This window comes from Muriicola sp. Z0-33 (assembly GCF_026126425.1).
GTDB lineage: Bacteria > Bacteroidota > Bacteroidia > Flavobacteriales > Flavobacteriaceae > JAFMPW01.
Window position 1 is genome coordinate 145078 of sequence record NZ_JAFMPW010000005.1, and the last position, 17197, is coordinate 162274.

11 protein-coding genes are annotated in these 17197 nt (G+C 39.0%); 2 read left to right on the forward strand and 9 right to left on the reverse strand.

What is annotated here, in order from left to right; translation table 11 throughout:
• Positions 1-4: 4 nt before the first annotated feature.
• The 3 genes from J1G40_RS09235 to J1G40_RS09245 all read right to left on the reverse strand — a co-directional run bounded on the left by J1G40_RS09235 (position 5) and on the right by J1G40_RS09245 (position 3779).
• Positions 5-1969 carry a sialate O-acetylesterase gene (locus tag J1G40_RS09235; RefSeq protein WP_265242342.1) on the reverse strand — a complete coding sequence of 655 codons (1965 nt, stop codon included), beginning with the start codon at positions 1967-1969 and terminating at the stop codon, positions 5-7.
• 59 nt (positions 1970-2028) lie between these two features.
• Complete coding sequence (locus J1G40_RS09240; protein ID WP_265242343.1) at positions 2029-2985, reverse strand: CAP domain-containing protein; 957 nt, start codon at positions 2983-2985, stop codon at positions 2029-2031.
• Positions 2986-3059: 74 nt separating this feature from the next.
• Positions 3060-3779, reverse strand: a complete 720-nt coding sequence (locus tag J1G40_RS09245; protein WP_265242344.1) for a DUF6503 family protein — start codon at positions 3777-3779, stop codon at positions 3060-3062.
• Positions 3780-3878: 99 nt separating this feature from the next.
• Here J1G40_RS09245 and J1G40_RS09250 point away from each other — a divergent pair, with 99 nt between their 5' ends.
• Positions 3879-5657 (forward strand): Na/Pi cotransporter family protein, encoded by a 1779-nt coding sequence (locus tag J1G40_RS09250; protein ID WP_265242345.1) that lies wholly within the window; start codon positions 3879-3881, stop codon positions 5655-5657.
• A gap of 52 nt (positions 5658-5709) precedes the next feature.
• Here the strand turns inward: J1G40_RS09250 and J1G40_RS09255 are convergent, their stop codons facing one another.
• The 3 genes from J1G40_RS09255 to J1G40_RS09265 all read right to left on the reverse strand — a co-directional run bounded on the left by J1G40_RS09255 (position 5710) and on the right by J1G40_RS09265 (position 11613).
• Complete coding sequence (locus tag J1G40_RS09255) at positions 5710-7998, reverse strand: inorganic phosphate transporter (RefSeq protein ID WP_265242346.1); 2289 nt, start codon at positions 7996-7998, stop codon at positions 5710-5712.
• A gap of 60 nt (positions 7999-8058) precedes the next feature.
• Positions 8059-10332: an inorganic phosphate transporter gene (locus J1G40_RS09260; protein WP_265242347.1), complete on the reverse strand. Its 2274-nt coding sequence runs from the start codon at positions 10330-10332 to the stop codon at positions 8059-8061.
• Positions 10333-10407: 75 nt separating this feature from the next.
• Positions 10408-11613: an OprO/OprP family phosphate-selective porin gene (locus J1G40_RS09265; protein ID WP_265242348.1), complete on the reverse strand. Its 1206-nt coding sequence runs from the start codon at positions 11611-11613 to the stop codon at positions 10408-10410.
• A 432-nt stretch (positions 11614-12045) separates the two neighbouring features.
• On the opposite strand from J1G40_RS09265, the gene J1G40_RS09270 reads away from it, so the two are divergent.
• Entirely contained in the window at positions 12046-12405 is a 360-nt protein-coding gene (locus tag J1G40_RS09270) for a toxin-antitoxin system YwqK family antitoxin (RefSeq protein ID WP_265242349.1), read from the forward strand.
• 77 nt (positions 12406-12482) lie between these two features.
• Here the strand turns inward: J1G40_RS09270 and J1G40_RS09275 are convergent, their stop codons facing one another.
• The 3 genes from J1G40_RS09275 to J1G40_RS09285 form a co-directional block, all read right to left on the reverse strand.
• Entirely contained in the window at positions 12483-12884 is a 402-nt protein-coding gene (locus J1G40_RS09275) for a carboxypeptidase-like regulatory domain-containing protein (protein WP_265242350.1), read from the reverse strand.
• A 202-nt stretch (positions 12885-13086) separates the two neighbouring features.
• Positions 13087-14277 (reverse strand): multidrug transporter, encoded by a 1191-nt coding sequence (locus J1G40_RS09280; RefSeq protein WP_265242351.1) that lies wholly within the window; start codon positions 14275-14277, stop codon positions 13087-13089.
• A gap of 20 nt (positions 14278-14297) precedes the next feature.
• Positions 14298-17126, reverse strand: a complete 2829-nt coding sequence (locus J1G40_RS09285; RefSeq protein WP_265242352.1) for a TonB-dependent receptor — start codon at positions 17124-17126, stop codon at positions 14298-14300.
• Positions 17127-17197: the final 71 nt, after the last annotated feature.

Consider the following 17197-nt stretch of genomic DNA (forward strand, 5'->3'; position numbering starts at 1 on the left):
TAAGCTATTCTTCCCAATTATCTGTCCTGAAAGGGGAGGCTGGCAAGCCCTCCTTATTGTATAAGTTAGCTTTGTCCGGATTATCTGCCCAGGCATATCTTACAGCTACGGGTGATGCAACATCGGGCGACCAGACTTCTATGGTGTTCCCCTCTATTTTGGCCTCTGCCCATACAAATTTCTTGTCGGCACCCGCAATTGCAAACCCTTTTAACGGGCCATTATCTTTGGTAACGAGCCCACTTCCAATATGATCAAAATGCAAAGTAATTTTGGAATTGGAACTGTCCGTTTTATTTAATTGGGGACCTGAGTAAACCACTTCCTTGTTGTACGCCATTTTTTGAGCGGCCAGTGCAAGTCGTTTGCCAACATCCTGTTTGTTTCTGGGGTGAATATCATTGGCTTCTCCAATATCTATGATTACTGCCTGCCCGGTATATGGCAATTCCAGGGCATTACTTTGTGATTCTCTTAATAATGCCCAATTACTTGGTCCCGGATGGTCCTCGGCAGCCATAAAATTTGCCAATTGGACATATAGAAACGGAAAATCTCCCACATTCCATAAAGTTCTCCAACTTGAGATTAAGGTTTTGAAATGTGTTGTATAGGTTTTGGCATCAACGGCATTACCAGCGTTAGATTCTCCCTGATACCAGAGTGCCCCTTTAATTGGGAACCTGAGTATAGGATGAATCATTTTATTGTATAACAAAGTAGGTTGCTGATTGGCGCCCTGGACGGCAGCATTCATGTTTATCATGCCTACTTTATACTTCCAATCCCCGTGCAGCGCAGTTTTTACTTTGTTAGCTTCGAAGAACATGAGCCCGGAATCTCCGTAAATACCTCCACCGCCACCAGTGTCGTCTACCCTGACAGTTATGGTATTCTTCCCCTCTCTGAGATATTTAGAAGGAACTTCATATACCCTGTTTTCATTATAGGCATTTGTGCTTCCCACCAAATGGCCATTTACCCAGGTTTGATCATTATCATCTATAGCTCCCAGACTTAAAATGCCATCGGAGGCAGTTACTCCTTTTGGAAGGAGAATTGTCTTGCGGAACCAGAAAATACCATCTGTATTTTCCCAGCCCCTTTCTTCCCAAAGGCTTGGGAGTTCCATAGCTTCCCATTGGCTATCGTCATAATTTTTTTTAGCCCAGAGTGCATCTTCATTTTTCATTCCCAGGTCTTCTTCCGGGATGGTAGATAATTTCTCTTTTAATTGTGCGATAAATTCAGCTTTTTCAGCGGCTATTTTGGCTTCTAGTTGAGCAGCCATTTCCTCAGGATCATCAAAGCCCAGATCTTCGGCACGGATCCAGGGCTCTATTCTGCTGCCGCCCCATGAACTGTTTAAGAGACCGATTGGGACATTTTCACTCTTTTGAATTTCCCTGGCAAAGAAATAACCCACTGCGGTGAAATTGCCTAAGGTTTCTGAACTGGCAGTTTCCCACTCGCCATCGGCCAGTTTATCCTCTGGAAATGATGCTGATGAATGCGGAACCTTAAAATGTCGGATGTTAGGATGATTTCCATTTTTTATTTCCAATTCTGAATTGTTGGAGTTGGCCACTACCCATTCCATGTTAGATTGCCCGGAACACAACCATACATCTCCAATCATGATATCAGTAAAGTCTACTGTAGTAGTATTGCTAACGATACTCATTTCATAAGGACCCCCGGCCGGTAGCTTTGGGAGTGTAACTTCCCAATTGCCCTTAGGACTGGCCTTGGTTTTAAATTCTTTACCATTAAAAAAAACACTTATGTTCGAAGACGAGGCCGCTTCTCCCCAAACCGGGATGTTGGCATCTCTTTGCAAAACCATATGATCCGAAAATATTTTTGCAACCTCAAAAGTCTGAGCTGAAATCCCAAAGGGTAACAACCAAAAGGCAAGTAAATAAGAGGTCTTTTTAAGGCAATAGCTGATATCTTTACAATAGGTCATTCCTGTATATTTTGAATCAACCTAAAGTAAGAAAAAATGGGCAGTTATAAGATGTCGTCCTAATTGTCCGGGTTAAATAAAATTACCTCATAGGTGTAATCTCTGATTTCTCCTCCAACATCTACATCTTCTAAGGTGACGGTATATAGTGTATCTTCAGAAACATTGGGAGTAATACCCTCTGGAACCCATACTATGGTACGATCTCCATATTGATTATCCAGAGCTTCGATGTCTAGAGAAATAGATGAACCACTTCCGTCTTTCATGCTAACTTTAGTATTTGTAAAATCGGCATCTTTAATAGAGAAAGACCATCTTGGGAATGCAAACATATCAGGGATATATCCTTCTGGGGGCCATGAAATAAATTCCGGGGCATCTACTGGTGCCGTACCTGCATTGCCTATTACCCATATAGCGTTAGAACTGTCGGTATTGCCGACTCCAATTTCCTGCAACCTGGGCCATAATAACCATCTTCTATGCCCTACCGGACCATTATTAGCACCCTGATCCCGGATATAGGAATCCATGGCCTCAGCATTTTTAGACATGGTTAACAAAGAACTTCCGGCACCATCTTTACCATCTTGAGTAAAGCATTTCCAGGTATTCGGCGGATTGTGTTCTAACCTATTATTTGCCTTCATCATTAAGGCCGCCTGTTGGGCTTTATCACTTTTAGTAGCATCTTCCGCAATGGTATTATGCAATCCAACTGCCATACGGTAATATGAGAGTCGCATATATATTTTATCCTTAATGTCCTGGGGTACATTGCCTGCATTACAATTGGGTTCGTTCCCGGTCCATTGTGCTTCCTGACCATTACTTTTTGAAGGAAGATAATAGTCTTCATAAAGTTTTTTTGCAGCAAGGCGTGCGATATTGTCTGTGGGAATTATAGGTGTGTCGCTCTCTTTTATACTGTCTTTACTGCAAGAGATAAACAAGGTTAAATGTAATAGAGCTGCAGTGCAGAATAATGAAAATAACTTTTTTGAGCTACGCATAGATAAAGACTTGGTAACTCAAATAACGTTCCTTGCATTAAAAAGTTATATAATTTTCGATGAATGGTAGCGGGCTACAACGCCTTTGTCCTGGTTAACTTGTCTGTTCCCAGATAGGTATCGCCTTTATTGTAATACCATGCTCTGATTTTAGGCATTTTTATACCCGATATATTTTCCTCTCCGCTGAGAAGAATATACTCCCCGTCATTTTTAGATTCGTCATGGTAAAACTGGTAGACCTCCATGGCATAGGAAGTAGGATCAAAATAGAAATACCAGGTATCACCCCCAACAGCTTCCTTGTAAGTTACTTTTAAAACCAGGTATTTTTTTCCCTTAAAGATCTTAGATGTTACGTTTGGGTCTATTATGGTGCCAGGGTCTTTAAGTTTCATAGGAAGGCCATAGAGATAGGTATAGTAATCTCTCATTGTTTTGGCCCTGTCACAACTAAGTCTGTATTTTGATGCCTCCTCCTCGGAAATATCCTGAGAGCCATTAAGAGACAATGTACACTCGCCCCTATTCAGAATTTGTACAGTGGTAGTATTATCTCTGCTTGCCTTAAGTTTAAAATATTCCTCAGGCAGATTCATAACGATGTCACTTATTCTATCGCTCTTATCAGGGGCTTCCATAGTGATCGACAGCTCTCCGTGAAAAGAAGGCCACTTATTATTGGGGTCGTGATACTGGATGGCTTTATCAAGTAGTTCTGACCCTGATAGTTCTTGCCCAATTGCACAGGCGGATGACAAGATTAACAACAGGAACAATTTTCTTTTAATCAAATCTTTCAGAATTTCTTAATGGAAAGATACACATTATTTAAAATTTACATTAAATTCATGTTTACTTAACATTCAACAAAAAAGCACCAACAAAAAGACATGCAATACGGACTTACAGACATACTTCAATTAATTGGTGCCCTGGGGCTTTTTTTATTCGGAATGAAAGTAATGAGCGATGCACTGCTGTTGTTAGCCGGAAATAAAATGCGAAGTATACTGGCTACAATGACTTCGAACAGGTTTTTGGGAATAACTACCGGCTTTCTAATAACCTCTATCATCCAGTCGTCTTCTGCCACCACCCTGATGGTGGTTAGTTTTTCAAATGCTTCTTTACTCACCCTGGCAGAGTCTGTAAGTGTAATCATGGGGGCAAATATCGGGACAACCATTACCGCCTGGCTGATTACAATTCTGGGATTTAAAGTTAGTATGAGTTCAATTGCACTCCCTCTGGTGGGTTTCGGTTTTCTTTTTACATTTTCTAAGAAACAGAATAACAAAAATTGGGGAGGGTTTATTATTGGCTTTGCCCTTTTGTTTATCGGGCTGCAGTTCTTAAAAGAGGCCATGCCTAATATTAATGAGAATCCCGAAATCCTTGAATTTCTTGGGCGCTATACAGATATGGGGTTTCTATCGGTATTGTTGTTTTTATTTATAGGCACTTTATTAACCGTAATAATACAATCTTCAAGTGCTACAATGGCCCTTACTTTAATTATGACTGCCCAGGGATGGATCCCTTTTGAATTGGCTGCGGCCATGGTTCTTGGGGAGAATATTGGTACTACAATTACAGCGAATATTGCAGCTTTTGTCGCAAATTATCAGGCGAAGAGAACGGCCAGGGCCCATCTTATCTTTAATATTTTGGGTGTTATATGGATGCTTATTCTCTTTTATCCTTTTTTAAGTATGATAAGCTGGCTGGCGGGGCAGATGGGCTCAGCATCACCTTATGTAGATGCAGCGGCTATTCCTGTTGCCATCTCATTGTTTCATACTGTATTCAACATACTCAATACCTTCTTGTTGGTTTGGTTCATTACCCCAATTGTAAAAATAGTAGAGAAAATTGTCCCTGAAAAGGCTATTGAAGAGGTGCCTATGGAAGTTCCTAAATTTTTGAATAAGAGGATTTTGCGTTATCCTGAAACTGCCATTTCTTCCCTGGAGAAAGAGGCTAAATACCTTTTCGAAAACGCCATTTTTGAAATTGTTGCACATGCCTTAAATTTTCATAGAGGAGATATTATATCCAGTAAAAAGCCAAAAAAAGTGGTCAAGAAATCCACAGAAGATTTTAAAACGGATGTACGGGCACTTTACCTTACCAAGGTCAAAACAATTTACGGTAAAATCATTAAGTATGCCACCACATGCCAGAGTGCCTTAAAGCTTTCAGAGGCACAGAACAGACGTGTTATGGAAATTAAATTTGCAAGTAGAAATATGGTGGAAATCATAAGGGATGTTGGAGAGTTAAGCAGGAATGTTTCACTTTTCTTAAATGCGGAAAACCCTTATATCCAAAAGGAATATAGTAAATTCAGAAAAATGGTAGTAAAGGTACTAAGGGTTATTTATTTGTTCAGAACAGAAGAAGAACCAGATGTATACTATCAGAAACTCCTGGAAATAAGACGTCAAGTTAAGGAGAATAGCCGTAAAGGTAATAGGCAAATAGATGAATTGATTAGAAAAAACCTGATCACCACAGATATGGCTTCTTCTTTGTTTAATGACAACGATAATTTAAATGATCTTGTAAAAAAGCTAATCTCGGTAGCTGAGCTATTGTATGGTAGTAGAGATTCTCTAACAGAAAATGGCGTAAAAGACAAAGATGCTACTGCATTAAAATCAGCCTAATCATAACCTTAGTGCACCCTATTATGAATTTTATTGGAACACATTAGGTTTTCTATTCAACTGTAGCCCTGGGTACGCGAACATCATGTGCTTCATAATACTTTTCCAATAGATTCATGGTTGCTATTACAAAATCTTTGGTCTCTAAAAGCAGAGAGAAGTACAATGTGGTATTTTTAGGACTGGACTCTTCCGTTCTTGTTCTGGCCACCTGCTTCTCTATCCGTTGTGAAACCAATTCGAAAAGTTCCGTTTTACCTTCAAGAAGGGTTCCTATTTGTTCAAAGGATCGTTCATCAAATGCTTTTTTAGTATTTACTAGCAGCTCATCCAATTTGTAATCTATTTCTTTGAGCTCTTTTATTTGGTTGTATTTTAATTTTTTATGATTATTATTTACATGCTTGTGAGTAACCTTTCCAATATATTCCAGAGATTGTGCCATATCTTGCAGATAACCCAGGATATTGATATAGAAATTACTGGCACCTACACTGCCTTCGTCCAGGTTCTTGATAAAATAGAATATGCTATCTCTCAGGTCGTCTATTTCAGCAGCTAGTTTAGCGCCCTGTTTTTTGTTTTTCTGCAGGAGGTCCAGATCTTGTTTGGCGAGACCATTCATGGCATTGGTATAGATCTTATTGCTTCTTTTCAGCACGCTCGAAATGTTTTTGGCGCTTTCATCAATTACTCCTTGAATAGAGCTGCTTTCGGCCCTGTTAAGACTATCTTCTGCTTTTAACACTCGGGATTTCTTGGTGTAAGAAATGTAATTACGGGCAAGTAAAATCACAGCTGCGAACAACAGTATGGCAATTGCTGCACCTTTACCAAAACTGATGATGGCCAGGATGGTACCCGAAGCAATAAATGCAATTATAGCCGTAGCAAACCAACCTCCTATTACATTAAGCACTCCTGCAACCCTGTACACTGCACTTTCACTCCCCCAGGCCCTGTCTGCCAATGAAGTACCCATAGCCACCATAAAGGTGACGTAGGTAGTAGATAAAGGTAATTTATATGAGGTGGCAATAGAAATAAGTATACCGGCTACCATTAGATTGACGGCTGCCCTGACCATATCAAAAGCGGGTAACTCGTGAGTCTTTCCTTTTGGAAGTTGCACTACAAGTTTCTTAAATTGATTATCTACTTTGGCTTGCCATGAAATTGGGGTTACAATTTTGGTATACTTGCCAATAAGAATAGAAAATCTCACCAAAGTCCGTGATAAAAAGTTAGGTTCAAATCGTTCCTTTGCCTCTCCTTCACGGGCCAGATTAATTTCGGTATCTGCAACATAGCGCGCCTTTTTAGACAACCATAGGGTAACCACCATTATAATCCCTGCTAAAAATAACAATAGGGTTGGTGTTGGTACCTTGGTGGCCAATATTCCCATACTAAATTCTGAAGCTGGCACTCCCGAGACTATCCAGGCTTCATAAGATTGCCAGGCCGCTATAGGAACACCAATAAAATTTACAAGATCGTTACCTGCAAAGGCAAGAGCCAATGCAAAGGTCCCTACTCCTATAATTAATTTATAAATATTGGTTTTGGCTGCTACAATTAAAGCATAAGAAAGTAGTGACCAGAACACAAAGCTCACTGCTACAATGAGTAGCACCTGACTTTCCAGGAATTCTGAAATTTTCATTCCCCCGATTATATCAAAGGTCTGCCCTGCATAAGGGGTTCCTTTAATTCCTTTCATAAAAATGAAATAGGTGATTGCAGATAAAGCGGCACCACCAAAAATGGCCCCTACCCATTTCGCCTTTTTCTCAAAGTTAAAAGACAATAGCAACCTGGAAATCCATTGCACAAAAGCGCCGACAGAAAACGCAACCACTACTGATAACAGTATTCCCATAATGATCTGGAAAGCCTTAGCAGTGTTTATATAATTCACCACCTCGGCGAAGCTTCCACCATCGGCGGCGATTTTTATTAAGGACATTGCCACTGCCGCACCCAATAGCTCAAAAACTATGGATACCGTTGTGGAGGTAGGCATTCCGAGCGTATTAAAAAAATCGAGCAGTAATATATCTGTAATCATTACTGCCATAAAGATGAACATGATTTCATTAAAGTAGAACTCACCCGGGTTAAAAATACCTTTCCTGGCCACCTCCATAAGTCCGCTCGAAAAAATGGCACCGCAAGCCATTCCTAAGCTTGCAACTATCATAATCGTTCGGAACGAGATAGCCTTGGAACCAATAGCTGAATTCAAAAAATTAACAGCATCGTTGCTTACACCAACCACTAAATCCGCCACGGCCAGAGTAGCCAGGGCTATAATCATTAATAAGTAAATATTATCCATTGTTGGGTACAATCAAATATTAAACAGCGCTCAGAACAAGTACTATTATTTCAAGGAGTATTATTCATCAATTTCTTTGTCCTGTATGTTTTGGGAACGATGAAATTCCTCATAATACAGATTCAAAATATTCATATTGGCCATAATCAGATCCTTGGTTTCTAATAGGATGCTAAAATATAGTGTAGTATTCTTTGGACTGGATTCTTCTGTCCTTGTTCTCTCTACCTGTTTTTGGATAGACTCCTGAACATTGGTTAAAAGCTCCTGTTTCTCATCTCTAATTCCAGGTATAATTTTATCAAAGGACCTTGAATCAAACACACCCCTAATATCGTCGAAAAGTTGTACCAGTTTATGATTTATATTCAATAACTCTTCGGCCTGTTTTTTCTTGAGAGCTTTATGGTTATTGTTAACATGCTTATGACTTACTTTTGCAATAAGGCTTGAAGATTGTGCCACATCCTGAATACTACCAATAACGTCTATATAGAACTTACTTGCGCCCAAATAGGAATCATCCATATCCTTAATCAGATAGAAGATGTCGTTCTGTAATTCTTCAATTTCAGACTCTAATTTTGTCACTGTAATCTTGGCTTTTTTAAGCTTATCAAGATCCTGATTTACCAGACCATTTATGGTGATATCATTTATTTTACTTACCCGTTTCAGCGCTTTAGAGATATTATCCGCGCTTTCTTCTATAACACCCTGAATAGAATTGCTCTCAGCTCTGTTTAAACTATCTTCTGCTTTTACTTCCCGGGATTTTTTCTTGTGTTGAATGTAATTTCTTGCCAGAAGTAGTACTGCCAATAATAGCAATACCCCAATCATAGCACCTCCGCCTAAATGGATTAGATAGGCAACGGTACCGGCTGCAATAAATGCCATAATTGCGGTAAAAAACCAGCCGCCAATTACGTTTAATACTCCAGCCACACGATAAACAGCACTTTCACTACCCCAGGCCCTGTCTGCTAATGAGGTACCCATTGCCACCATAAAAGTCACATAAGTGGTAGACAACGGCAGCTTCATGGAAGTGGCAATGGAAATCAATACACTGGCAACCATAAGGTTTACCGCGGCACGTACCATATCAAAGGCTGGCAATTCATGGGTCTTCCCTTTGGGTAATTCAATAACCGGTTTTTTAAATTGGCGTTCAATGCGCTCCAAAATGGGATTGGGAATGACTGTGGCAGTATATTTGGAAGCAAGCATAGTAAAACGCACCAGGTTTCTGGACAAGAAATTAGGATTAAAACGCTCTTTAGTTTCTTCCTGTCTGGATAAGTCTATAGATGTTTTTACTACTTTTTTTGCTTTACTGGAGAACCAGAGGGTCAATACCATAACCAGTCCTGCAATCAATAAAAATAAAGTAGGAGTAGGTACTTTTTTACCCAGGGCATCCATTGCAAATTCTGTTGCAGGGACACCAGAAACTATCCAGGCTTCGTAAGATTGCCATGCCGCAATAGGCACTCCAATAAAGTTAACAAGGTCGTTACCGGCAAAAGCCAGGGCCAAAGCAAAGGTACCTACAGCAATGATCAGTTTATAAATATTCTTTTTAAAGACCTGTACAAAGATATAAGAAAGAAAAATCCAGATTAGCAAACCAATTGCTACTATCTCTAATGTTTTTCCTTCAATCAGTGGCTGAATTTCAGCGTAATAATCGGTTCCTTTTAATCCCTTTATAAAAATGAAGTAGGTAATTGCAGTTAAAGCTATGCCGCCAAATACGGCACCCACCCATTTGGCTTTCTTATCAAAATTAAACGACAAAAATACCCGGGAAATGTATTGCACAAGTGCACCCACAGAAAATGCGACCACAACAGACAACAGGATCCCCAAAATGATCTCTGTAGCTTTTTTGGTGTTAATGTAAGTGCCAAGTTCGCCCAGTGAGCTACCATCTGCACCTATTTTAATAAGTGCAACTGCCACTGCTGCCCCTAATAGTTCAAAAACGATAGAGACCGTTGTTGAGGTAGGCATCCCCAGTGTATTAAAGAAGTCTAAAAGTAAAATGTCAGTGATCATTACCGCCATAAAAATGATCATGATTTCACTGAAGTAAAATTCTCCGGGAACAAAAATTCCTTTTCGTGCTACTTCCATCAGGCCACTCGAAAAAACTGCACCTACAGCTATTCCCAGGCTTGCTACGATCATAATCGTCCTAAAAGAAATCGCCTTGGATCCAAGAGCTGAATTCAAAAAATTGACAGCATCGTTGCTAACTCCTACAACAAGATCTGCAACGGCCAGAGCAGCCAGTGCAATCAGCATTAAAAAGTAAATATTTTCCATAATTTTTAGTAGTTGGCTATTGGCAAATATCTATTCTAAACTTACTTCAGATGTTACCAAAATGTTATTTCTGTTTTAGAAATGAATGTCGAATTGTAATCTGTACATTAATTCGTCCCCTCCATTATCAACAGAAAGATAGCTTAAATCTGTCTGAACTTTTAATTTATGTCCTACAATATATTTAGATAACCCTAATGTGTATTGTGTTTCCGGGTTCCTTCCTGTAATGTTTTCATCTAATTTGATATTGGTATATCTCCCGGATATTTCCCAGTCTTTCCGAAGAAGATAGCCGGTCTGCACATTAAGACCATTACCTACCTGGACTACGTCTCCGGTTGCAGTTCCATCAGAGTTTTTTGCAATGGGATCATCGGCGTCCCGATCTGCATATTCAACCATTAGAGAAAATCCCTGATATTTAAACATTGCATCCAAAAATAGGGTATTAATTGTAGTTTCATAAAACCCGATATCATTGGTCATGTAAGAACCCTGATTACTTCTGTTTTTTACAGCATTGTGGTTAGAATCATATGTGGCCGCAAGCATTAACTTTGGCGTTTCCTCTCGCTTTAGATCACTACCGCTATAATCTCCTTTACTTTTAAAACTTCCAAATGGGAGCAATTCTAATCTTGCAGTGTATTGATGCCCTCCTAAATTTCCTATTGTAATATTTCTTCCTTCCCCCTGTGAGATAGCTAACTTTTCTCTTACAAGGAACTTATCTGAAAAGTTGATATGGTGCCTTAGTTGAACGCCCATATCCCGGTCTATATTAAATCTACTATTTACCAGCGACCGGTCTACCTGCTGCAAATTTCCCGAGGATATAACCCGTTCTATATTTCCCGGCAGCTTGGTCTGACCTACCCAAAGTACAAAGTTCTCATAGAAATTATACATGATCACGGCATCGAGTATATATTTGGGTCCGTTACCGGTAAATGCAGAAGCGCCTCCAATATCCCTGTTAGATAACCCCAGCTCCATTTTGTATTTGAGTTTAGGTGTAAAGGCAAAACCATCAAATTTGAGACGTGCCCTGCGCACCAGGAAATTTTGTTCAGGATTGACAAGACCTCCATCCGCCCCTTCTTCCCAGTTGGCGATGCCTAAAAATTGCATTCTTGTTGCAATTTTCATGGTCCAGGTACTGTCTTTGCCCACCAAATTAAAGAGGCCCTTGCCAAATTCTGGGGCATTGGGTTCCTGAGATAAAGCAGTAAGACAAATAGTTAGGGTTAATACTAAAGAAAGTAGTTTAGTTTTCATAGAGGTTATTAGTTTTTGTCATTGCAAATAACCAATATCAATGTTAACTAAATGTTGTCTGAATGTTATATCTTGATGAGGAAGTAGTTGCCAATTCTGTCAAGGAATAATTTGAATGAAAGCCAAAAAAAAACTGCCTTGGCCAAAGGCAGTCATTAGAATTCATGATAATATAGTTGACAAAAACTAATACATTATATGAAATACCTAATTGTTGTGTTTAAACACTTTGCAAAGTTGTGTTATCTACGTGAGTTTAGTGTAATGTGAACATTAAGTAATTATTAAAAATTTCTTTTTTGTTTAACGTAGAGCTACATACTAATTAATCTCGGCAAACGTTCTGAATGTAAATTTAATGTTAAGCAATAGTTGATTTTAAGTTAAAAAACTGTAGTTTTATACTACAAAATTGCAATAAATATGCGCATCATGAATAAATTGGTTTTAGTATTGGCGGTTTGTCTTATGACCTCAATTACCTACGGACAAAAGGAAAAAGAAGTTAAACTAAATAAGGAAACCCAACTTGTAGAAGCTACTTATTATCATGATAATGGAGAGGTTAGCCAGGAAGGAACATTTAATCTTGCCGGCAAACTCCACGGAGAATGGGTAAGTTATAATGAGGAGGGAGTGAAAATTTCCATAGGGTCTTATGCAGACGGTATTAAAACAGGAAAGTGGTTTTTTTGGAATGATGGAATGATGAAGCAAGTAGAATATAATGACAATGTAATAGCAAGTGTTATAAGTAAAGAAATCGATTCTGGGATCACTAATAAACATTAAAGATATTTATATAAATAAAAAATCCGCTGCCTGACTCCAGACAGCGGATTTTTTTATGCCTATTTCTCTTACAAGTATTATTCTTTGTCTTCCTTTTCTTCTTTAGCAAACAACTCTTGACTCGAATTATTTTTTTCACTTAGCAAATCAGCTATGTCTATATCCAATGTTTTGGCAGCCAAATCCGTGACCACATCCGATACCGTATTTTCTTTCACCTCAACCGGGATTTCCTTGCTGTCATAGCCAGCGAAACTAACAGTTAAAATATAATTTCCTGGAGTTACACCTGTAATTTCAAAATTGCCATGAAGATTAGATTGTACTACCGTACTACTACCTTTTATATGAATACTAGCCATCATAAGTGGTTCGTTGTTTACTTCACAATCTGCAATATGGCCCTTTATCGTGCCTAAATCTTGTGAGGACAACACCGCGGAGAACAACAGTGTGCTTAGCAGCAGAAAATATTTCATATACGATTGCTTTTGAGCACAAAGAAATGGCAGCTATGTAAATTTACAGTTATGGGCAGATTAATTATTGGTAAGTTTTATGTTAACATTAAATCCACACAAAGTATTCATAGGCACCTGGCCCTTAAATATTCAATTCAAAAAAAAGAAAACCCCGCGAAAGCGAGGTTTTTACTTTATGAGGTAAATACTATTTTAAAGATTAATTAATTCCTATCGTCCAACCTGCACCCCAGGTAGAAATGTCTGTACCGGTTCCATTACCATCACCAGAAATAAAATCGGCCTCTGTAAATGTATACTCAGTGTCATTTTTTAGTTTGGTAGTAACATTGTTAAAAGTCACATCCATGATGCTGAGGTTTCCGTCTAATACGCCCTGCCCGGTAGGATTATCTCCGGTATCTCCGTCAAGATCAAAGCCTTCATCAAAATCGGTAAGTACAATATTGGTGAATATGCCCTGGGTTCCGGCTCGCAGGCGGATGGCTTCACTTGCATCATTAGCACCTATAACAGTAACATTTGTGATATCCGGCGCAGAATAATATGCCCCCTCATTACTAAAATCAGTATTGTACCCATCACATTCAAAAGCTTTGTCATGAGAAGCTCCATGTTGTACATATACGTCTGTAAGCGTACCTACAAATCCCTCTGTCCAGTCAATAGAATCGTCCTCGGCGTTTACCACAACCAAATGGCTCGCATTTACTGTTCCTCCAAAAAACTCGAATCCGTCATCAGAGCCTTCATAAACCTGAACATAATCTATCGTAGTTCCGGATCCTACTCCGTATACAGACAAACCATTTAACTCCGCATTACCATCAATAGCACCTCCAGCGTATTCAATTCTAACATACTGCAGGGTTCCTGAATTATCTGTGGGGGTATTTCCACCATAAGATAATCCACCTATCTCAGAAGTTGCAGTATCTTCAGAACCATCGGCAGTAGAATTTATAGGTGCTCTGCCGCATATAACAAGTCCACCCCAATCCCCGGAAGAACGATTACCTGCGTTAGAAGTCAGTACTATTGGGTTACTAGCTGTCCCTACAGCGTTAATTTGGGCTCCCTGTTGAATAGCAATATAAGCATTAACCCCAACGGGTTCTGCCTTTATGGTCATCCCTGCCGGGATGGTCAGGGTAGTACCGGCAGCCATGAGTACGGGTCCTGTAATTATATATTCAAATTCAGCATCCAAGGTGAGATTTTCGGTAAAAACCCCACTTAAATTAACTGTGGTATCTCCAGGTTCTTCATTGTCGCCCGAAATATTATTGGTGACACTGTTATCATTTATAACAATATCCGGGGTATCGTCCTTCTCGCATCCGAATATAAGTGAGGCGGCTATACCTAAAAATAAAATCTTGTTTTTCATTGTTTTAAGATTAAATAGAATTAAAATTTATATTTGAGGGTTAGCCCAATGTTAACCCCAAGGTTATACTCTCGTATTGTAATATCACCTACACCTGTGTTTTCTCTAATGAATGAAATATCAGGATTCAGGATATTTTCGACAGACATATTGGCTTCAAAATGTTCGCCTATTTCATTTCTCCAAATAAAACCCAGTGAGGGGACACCTTTTTCTATAATGTTGCCCAGACTACCGGCGCCCAGTGAAAATATTCTATCCGAAAAATAGGAGAACACTGCAGTGGCCTTTGGTTTATACTTACCGAACTCCGGGCTATAGTTAATATCAGCGTTAATGATAAAAGGTGAAGCTCCTTCCAACTCATCCGAATCCCTGTCAAAAGAGGTCCCAAAAGTATTGTCAGAACCTGCGGGAATGTCTTTTAAATCTTGTTTAGTATTGGTATATGCAGCATTAAGGCCAAAGGATAAAATAGGATCGTCATCGGAATTGGATAACACATTTTTACGCAATTCAAGTTCTACACCATAAATGTCTGCCTGCTCCCCGGTTCTGAAATAGCGTTGGGTACCTGTTGCATCTGCTGCTACCACCCTGTTTACAGGATTTTTTATTGTTTTTACAAAGGCGGCTAATGAAATGATTTCGCCTTGTTCCAAAAACCATTCGTACTTCAGGTCATAATTATATACATCTGAATATGTGGGTCCTGTGCCATTTAAGCCACCTAAAAGGTCCGGATTACCACCAATTCTTTGTGTTACTGATTCATAGACAAAAGGTGCAACTTCTTTAAATTCGGGAAAAGATGCAGTTTTGCTAAATCCAAATCTCAAATTGGAATCCTCATTTAATGCATAACGTACATTTAAACTTGGTAGATAAATATTCTCATAAACATTACGAGCACCCGGGTCGTCCGGTCTAATGTTGATAACATCATAGGCCACTTTCTGCGAAAACGACTCAACTCTGAAACCAGGAACCATAGACCATTTTTCTCCCATATTTAATTCTGCAGAGGCAAACACCCCATGAATATCCAGATTTCCTGTATAGCTGTTTTCTGGAAGTCCCGGCCGATTTTTATTGCCAATTTCATTACTGATAGGGTTGAGAACAATTAAATCATATAATCCAGTTTCCTTTGGAATATTAATGTTAGACACATTAAAAATGGAATTAAAATCACTTACGTCCGTTACAGGGGTATTATTCCTGTCTAATATTTCATACCCATACCTGATACTACTAAATCTGCGTTCTTTTGTTCTGCCATTATATCCAAAGTTTAATTTTACATTGTCAGACAGTTCATAGCCTAATTTTATGTAGCTATTTAATTCATCATCATTTATACTCTGAAAGAATCGCTGATTATCAAAAGGAATATTTGTATAAAAAACGGGGTTAGTGGCGTTGTCTCCATCCAATGCAAATTGATAATTTTCCAGGGTAATTCGTTTTCTGTCTGGTTCGTCTGAGAAGACATTATTATAACCTATACCCCAGTCCAATTTAATTTTATCATCAAAAGTATGTAAGCCTGTTAACTGATTAACAAAAATCATATCCTGATTAAACTGCACATTCATAACATAGAAGCCCTCATCGGTATTAATAATTGCGTCTCTGTTTGTTCCTAAACCATTAATCCCATAGTATCCAACGGCATCGGTGGAATTATTAATAAATAAGGAACTGAATTTAATTGAATTGTTGGTGTCTATTCTATATCCGATATTGGATAATGCAGTGGTTGTTGTCCCGTATGCATATTCTCTTACATTCGGAAAGTCTGTTTTAAGTACATTGGTAAAATCCCGGGCAGGACCTTCCTGGATAGCATAGCTGTTTTCAAAAGACGCTGCTCCAAAAAGGCTAATACGAGATTGCTTCCCAACGGTAAAAGAATAACCTCCTTCAATAGCTCCGGAAAAGTTTATGGGTTCCCATGCAGCCTGTGGGTCTAAACCATGGGCCAATATTATGGCAAAAGGATTATTGCTATACCTATTGTAGAAACCAAAATCGCTTGGTCCTTCACTTCGCACAAAATTTTCTCCAGCTGCGTTCGAATTCAGACCACTTCCCAATTGAACTTCAAAGTAACCATTACCCGTGTACTCCTTCGAATCAATATTGACGTTTCCTGCCGCAAAATCTCCATAAAATGAAGAGGAATACGCCTTACTTACAGATACATTTTCTATGATACCCGATCCGAATATATCGAGATCGATATTCTTTTTATTTACGTCATTTGAGGGTAAGGAGAGGCCATTCATTGTTGTATTTTGATATCTGTCGCCAAGACCTCTTACATAAACATTGCTTGAGCCTTGTTGCTTAGATATCCCGGAAATCTGCGAAACTGCTGCGGCCGCATTATCAATACCTTTTAGTTTTAGCGCTTCTGCGCTAATACCCTCTTGAATAACAAGAGCATTTTTTTGCTCCAGTAATAATGCTATTTCTGAATCCTTAGATGTTGATATGGTAAGCACCACCTCGTCTAGTGAAACACTTCCGGCACCCAGTGCCAAATTAACCTCTGTTACTTTGCCGCTCTCTACAACTACATCAGGAATTTCAAGGGTTTCATAGCCCAAAAAGCTAAACACCAAAATATACTTGCCAGGAATAACTTCTGCTATTTCATATAAACCATCAAAGTCTGAGGTGGTACCTTTAGTAGTGTTCTTAATGAGAACATTTGCAAATGCCAGAGGTGCGTTATTTGCCTCTTTATCTGAAAGTAAACCTACGATACTTCCATTTTCCTGTGCATGACCTATTGCATTAAATAGTAATAGAGTAAGTAGTATACTAAAAACTTGTTTCATTGAATAGAATTACGTTTTCAGCCGCAAAGAACGTCAGGCATTGTAAATGTCAGGTTATCTAGATATTATTG

Bases quoted from the DNA above. Each gene is read 5' to 3' on its own strand.
- J1G40_RS09235 (WP_265242342.1), bottom strand. From the start codon at position 1,969: ATGACCTATTGTAAAGATATCAGCTATTGCCTTAAAAAGACCTCTTAT.
- J1G40_RS09240 (WP_265242343.1), bottom strand. From the start codon at position 2,985: ATGCGTAGCTCAAAAAAGTTATTTTCATTATTCTGCACTGCAGCTCTA.
- J1G40_RS09250 (WP_265242345.1), top strand. From the start codon at position 3,879: ATGCAATACGGACTTACAGACATACTTCAATTAATTGGTGCCCTGGGG.
- J1G40_RS09255 (WP_265242346.1), bottom strand. From the start codon at position 7,998: ATGGATAATATTTACTTATTAATGATTATAGCCCTGGCTACTCTGGCC.
- J1G40_RS09260 (WP_265242347.1), bottom strand. From the start codon at position 10,332: ATGGAAAATATTTACTTTTTAATGCTGATTGCACTGGCTGCTCTGGCC.
- J1G40_RS09265 (WP_265242348.1), bottom strand. From the start codon at position 11,613: ATGAAAACTAAACTACTTTCTTTAGTATTAACCCTAACTATTTGTCTT.
- J1G40_RS09270 (WP_265242349.1), top strand. From the start codon at position 12,046: ATGAATAAATTGGTTTTAGTATTGGCGGTTTGTCTTATGACCTCAATT.
- J1G40_RS09275 (WP_265242350.1), bottom strand. From the start codon at position 12,884: ATGAAATATTTTCTGCTGCTAAGCACACTGTTGTTCTCCGCGGTGTTG.
- J1G40_RS09280 (WP_265242351.1), bottom strand. From the start codon at position 14,277: ATGAAAAACAAGATTTTATTTTTAGGTATAGCCGCCTCACTTATATTC.
- J1G40_RS09285 (WP_265242352.1), bottom strand. From the start codon at position 17,126: ATGAAACAAGTTTTTAGTATACTACTTACTCTATTACTATTTAATGCA.